Here is a 5,186-nt window from a genome sequence, read left to right on the forward strand (position 1 = left end):
GGCGGAAGTCACCTGCTGCACCTGCACGAAGGGGTGATCGAGCAGCAGGCGCAGCAGTTCACCGCCGACATAACCGGCTGCACCAATGATCGAAACGCGCAATCGGCTCATTGGGCTGCCGCCCTCCACAGGGGAATGCCGAGGGGCGTCGAATGCAGCACGCCCAGCGGCGCTTGCGGCGCGCTCACCGCCGGAAATGGGGGTTGAATCTGACCCTCAGCAACCGCAACGGTATATTCGACAATCAGACCGGCAACATCCACCCCGGTGGTCGGGGCGAGGGTGTGAAACTCACTGGTGTGGTTGATTTCGTTGACCAGATAACCGCGCTGTGGGTCTTCCAGCACATCCACCGCCAGCACACCGCCGCCGACTGCCTGCGCCGCCGCAACGCACAAGGCGTTCAATTCGGGCGTCACCGCGCAAACCTCGCCTTTGCCGTCGCGGGCGGTGTTGGTGATCCAGTGCGAGGAAGTGCGGTATATGGCGCAGACCGTCTGATCCCCGACCACAAAGGCGCGGATGTCGCGGCCCGGTTTCTGGATGTATTCCTGCAGGTAGTAAATCGAGTGCTGGTAAGAGCCGAGCGTTTCTTTATGCTCTAAAATTGCTTCGGCGGCGTCGCGGTCGTTGATTTTGGCGAGCAGCCGGCCCCACGAACCGACCACCGGTTTCAGCACCACCGGGTAGCCCAGTTCTTCAATGGCTTGCAGGGCCGATTCGGGGGTGAAGGCTACCTTGATGCGCGGCTGGGGGATGCCGGCGCGCGCCAGAGCAGCCGAGGTGGCCAGTTTATCGCCGCAGGTAGCGGCAACATGCGCCATGTTGACCGTCGGAATGCCCCAGGCGTTGAGCATCTGGGTTGCGTACAATCCGCGCGCAAACGAAATGCTGCGCTCCAGCACCGCCGAATAGGACAGCCAGGCTTCGGGATGGGCAAAATCAAACACCGCTTCGCGGTCGTCAATCCGCTCGTGGGGAATGCCTCGTTTTTCCAGCGCTTCGAGGATCCACTTTTCCTCGACCCGCACCCGTGAAAGCAGGACACCAATCTTCATCGCTGTTTCTCCTCTGGCAGGGCTTACTCGCCCCAGTCTTCTTCTTCCATCGGCGCCAGTTCCACCTGCAGCGGTTTGAGGCTGATTACTTCCAGGTCCACGCCGCAATCCGGGCAGACCACAATCTCGCCGACCAGCACGTTTTCCAATTCAAGGGCGGCTTCGCATTCAGGACAGGATGTTAGGGACATGAGAACCTCCGTTGTTAATAAAAATTGCCCTCCGCGGGGCGGAGGGCTTGATTTGCCGACTCACTGTGGCTGGGGTTTAACTCAACCACGCTGACGTGCGCAAAGCCGTCCTGCCCCGTCACAGGGGAGGAATGGACGACGATCCTTACGCACGCGCAGTTCCAAACTCATGATGTTTCAAATTATAGCGGTTTGGTCGCAATTGTCAATAGCCTCACGGCTAACAAAATATTAAGATTTTTTCAACAACACGTTTATAGGCCTGTTCAGGACTATTCCCGCTAGTGGTTCAGCGTTTGGCACAATCCAACCGCCCCATATATCCCGTATATCTCTTACAGGCGCACCCATGGCTCTCTCAAAGTCGAAAACGGGCAAACAGCAGCCGGCGGGTGCTGACCGATGTCTATTCGGAATAGTCCACTGATGCATTCAATCGAGCGATTTTGCCCCCTCCTGCGCCTCCCCCAATATCGCTAAAGCGATATTGGGGGAGGTGGGTGGGGGTTCGTTTTGCCACAATTCAAGTTTCGATAAAAAGTTTAAAGATTGTCAAGGAACTTTGAGAAAGCCATACAGGCGCACCCGGTGCTGGTTGGATTCCTTCACGGATAATCCATTCAAACCTCGGGCACGCCTGTAGTTCGGGCTTATGTTGGGCGGGTCGTTTCTAAACCGGCGCCAGTGTGCCAAACCAGATCAGCCATGCCAGGACGGTTTTGGCCACCAGACTGAGGATGATATAGACCCGTTCGCCGTAGAGGTAGTCACGCCATGGGCCGACTTTTTTATATTGCAGCACCATGTTGACGGCAAAGATGTTGAACATCACGAAAAGGGTGGGTACGATCGCGTACACAAAAGCCGGCGGTTTAGCCTCTCCGGAATTGACCGCTCCCATGAAGTACAGGAAAATCACGATCCACGGCACAATGCCGGCCAGAGAGCCGTAGATGAATGCCAGCCAGCTCGTCCGCGTGGTGTTCTGGTTGTGCTCCTCCATCATGATGCCAAAAAGATTCATCATCGCATTGATGCCGAAAATGGCGATCATGGTCCCCAAATCCCAGATACCCACCAGCATGCCGATCAGCACGACCATCAACGAGGAGCTGAGAGCGTATTCGTAAAAGCGGATGGGGTTCATGCCCTTCTTCAGGTTCTCGACATACGGCCGGTAGCCGATGGTGGAAAGGTAGAAGTGGGCTACAGCCGAGATGAGCAGAAACAGCGCCACGGCCGGGCCGAAGGGCAGCTCATAGAGCAGTTGCGGGTCGGGTTTCAGGGTAAAGGTGGCACGGTCGAAGGTGAGGTAGTTGGTGAAGATCGGGTAGGTTCGGTCATTGCTGACTACCCACATGAAAATTCCCTGAATCAGGTGCAGAAAACCCATGATCAGGTTAAAACGACGCAGCCCCTGAAATTTCTTAAGGTCAGGGCCGGCGGTGTTGAGTGGTGCATTTGTTTCCATAGCCATATTAATTTCTCCTGTTCTAAAATGAGGCAGCCTGACGAAGATGATTTCAACTCCGAAAAATTCACATTTTGGCTGCCTGTTTTTGATGGGGTGGCTAACTTCTTTGTATGTAATTTCCCACCTGCATCTAAGAATACTATATCACGACCCTGATCAGAAAACGGATAAATCCGACCTTAACCTTATACGTTTTTTGTACAACTCTGAATCGCCGTCGGCCAGACCGACCCCATGGAATAATCCGCCCTCGCCAACAAGGCAAGGGCGGGTGTTTTGTAAAAAACGTGAGTTCGGGATAAGATCAGAACATGGCAAGCAGTGAGCATTACCCCCACCTGCACCTCCCCCAAAATCGCCCCTGCGATTTTGGCGGAGGCGGGAGGGGGACGAAAATTCGAAAGTTGATCTAAAAATGATTTATCCCGAATTGATGTTAAGACCTTTCTCCCTGCCAAACCCTCTGGCAGCTGCTTGTAAATGACCGCAAAAGAAACCGCCGCGATTTTTAGGGCTCAATGCCAGGAAAAACAGTCGGGCACTTGGTTAAACCATGCTGAAATTCATTCAACGGCGGACCAGCGGTAAGTAGACTCTGTAATTGTAAATGATGTTACTGAAAAATGGACTGTCTGCAACAAACTGCGGACCTTGATTGGGAGGATTACCGCCATATTTACATTGACCGTGATTGTTTTGGCCGGATGAATCGCGCGAATCGCTCACCTGACCGTTGCAGGCGCCGGGAGCGCTGTCAAAGTGATACAGGGCAACCGTATTAGCGTCCGGCGTAAACGGCTGTGTGGGAGGCGTGAAACTACCGGTATAGCGGATGTTGTTCGAGATGCGCACCTCATCCACCCAACCGTTAAAGGAAGGGTAAGTACTGGGGTCATAATCGTGTTTTTCGGCGGCGATGACCAGAAACGGATCACTGTTCGGGTAAGAGGTGCTGCGTCCATCCCTGTAGGACAGGTTGCCAACCGGGCCGTTTGCTGTTTTCTGTAACTGACCATCCACAAAAATACGCATCTGCCCATCACTGCTTCGGCGGGTAACGGCGACGTGATGCCATTGCCCGTCGCGCAGGTCGCTGCTGCCGCAAAGGGTGCGGCGGCTGCTGACTACTGCTGTTCCAAAGGCAATTCGTCCACCGTACAGCGAAACGCCATAGTCGCCGTAATCGCCGTCCCCAAAAATATCGCGGTCGAGGATGATATTACCGTTCGTCCATGTATCAGAAGATGAGCTTTCCTGACAGGGTGCTGAAGTGTTGCTGCCCGGCGAAGCGTTGATCCAAAATTCCAGTGTGAAATCTCCGCCGACATCTACCGGGCGGTGCGGGTTATCCAGCGGAATTTTGACGCGGTCGACATCGCCGCTGCCGGTGCCGAAGAAACGCAGCGAGGTTTGCGGCGTCTGCGCCGATGCCGGTCGCGCAAGTCCAGCAGACGTGGCTGCTGCCAGGCTGATCAGCAGTGAAAATACCAATAACCCATACCCGTAATACTTATGAGACAACATTGATCAAATTTTACAGAATTTCCAGTGCCTGATTCAAGTCGGCTATCAAATCTGCAGGGTCCTCCAGTCCCAGCGATAGGCGCACCAGATTATCGCGAATACCCAGCGCCTGCCGCTTTTCGGGTGGTACATCGTAATAAGACATCAGCGCCGGTTGAATCACCAGACTCTCCGTGCCGCCCAGCGAGGGGGAAATATAAGGGATTTGCAGGCGGTCAATGAAGCGGGCGGTGTCTTGCAGGCTGCCGCGCACCGTAAAGGACACTACCCCGCCAAATCCTTTCATTTGCGCGCGGGCAACTGCGTGATCGGGATGGGAGGGCAGACCGGGATACCAGACCTGTTCTACCGCCGGGTGTCCCTCCAGAAACTCGGCCACTTCCTGCCCGCTGCGGTTATGGTGTGCCATCCGCAAGCTGAGGGTCTTGATGCCGCGCAGCAACAGATAGGCATTGTGCGGGTCGGGGGTGGCGCCGAGGATGTTGTGCAGTTCACGCACGGGGGTCAGCACCGTATTGCTCCCGGCGGCGAAACCGGCCAACAGGTCGTTGTGGCCGCCCAGATACTTGGTAGCCGAGTGGATGACGATATCCACACCCCAATCCAGCGGGCGCTGATTGAGCGGTGTGGCAAAGGTGGTATCCACCACGCTGATCACCCCGTGGCGGCGGGCAACTTCGGCAAAGCGTTCCAAATCCAGCACGCGCAGGTAGGGATTGGTGGGCGTTTCGGAAAGCAGCAGACGGGTATTCGGACGGATGGCAGCTTCCAGCGCGGCGTAATCCCCCATGGCAACCACGCTGGTTTCGATGTTGAAACGCGGCAGAAATTCCAGACAGAACTGACGCGTGCGGCGGTAACAGTCGTCGGTCATCACCAGGTGGTCGCCGCTGCGCAGACAGGCCAGCAGGGTGGTGGTGATGGCTGCCATGCCGCTGG

Annotated in this window: 5 protein-coding genes and 1 pseudogene; all 6 read right to left on the reverse strand. The window is 55.6% G+C overall.

All coding sequences use genetic code 11. The features are described 5' to 3' along the window. A pseudogene (locus VAE48_RS16485) lies at positions 1-111 on the reverse strand (N-acetyl-gamma-glutamyl-phosphate reductase); the annotation flags it as partial. Next, positions 108-1,058, reverse strand: a complete 951-nt coding sequence (gene lysX / locus VAE48_RS16490; protein WP_322794431.1) for a lysine biosynthesis protein LysX — start codon at positions 1,056-1,058, stop codon at positions 108-110. The gene lysX and the pseudogene VAE48_RS16485, both read right to left, overlap by 4 nt. A 23-nt stretch (positions 1,059-1,081) precedes the next feature. Beyond that, on the reverse strand, positions 1,082-1,249 hold the full coding sequence (gene lysW / locus VAE48_RS16495) for a lysine biosynthesis protein LysW (protein ID WP_322794432.1): 168 nt from the start codon (positions 1,247-1,249) through the stop codon (positions 1,082-1,084). A 670-nt stretch (positions 1,250-1,919) separates the two neighbouring features. Then, a complete protein-coding gene (gene heR, locus VAE48_RS16500; protein ID WP_416181068.1) occupies positions 1,920-2,720 on the reverse strand; it encodes a heliorhodopsin HeR in 801 nt (266 codons plus the stop codon). Positions 2,721-3,290: 570 nt separating this feature from the next. Further along, the gene (locus VAE48_RS16505) at positions 3,291-4,247 is read right to left on the reverse strand and encodes a LamG domain-containing protein (RefSeq protein WP_322794434.1); all 957 of its coding nucleotides are present in this window, start codon (positions 4,245-4,247) and stop codon (positions 3,291-3,293) included. Between the two features lie 10 nt (positions 4,248-4,257). Next, positions 4,258-5,186: aminotransferase class I/II-fold pyridoxal phosphate-dependent enzyme (locus tag VAE48_RS16510; RefSeq protein ID WP_322794435.1), on the reverse strand; the 929-nt coding region annotated here is incomplete at its 5' end.

Origin of the sequence: Bellilinea sp. (assembly GCF_034432615.1) — a bacterium.
Classification (GTDB): domain Bacteria; phylum Chloroflexota; class Anaerolineae; order Anaerolineales; family Anaerolineaceae; genus Bellilinea.

Coding starts and splice junctions, on each gene's coding strand:
- lysX (WP_322794431.1), bottom strand. CDS start 1,058: ATGAAGATTGGTGTCCTGCTTTCACGGGTGCGGGTCGAGGAAAAGTGG.
- lysW (WP_322794432.1), bottom strand. CDS start 1,249: ATGTCCCTAACATCCTGTCCTGAATGCGAAGCCGCCCTTGAATTGGAA.
- heR (WP_416181068.1), bottom strand. CDS start 2,720: ATGGAAACAAATGCACCACTCAACACCGCCGGCCCTGACCTTAAGAAA.
- VAE48_RS16505 (WP_322794434.1), bottom strand. CDS start 4,247: ATGTTGTCTCATAAGTATTACGGGTATGGGTTATTGGTATTTTCACTG.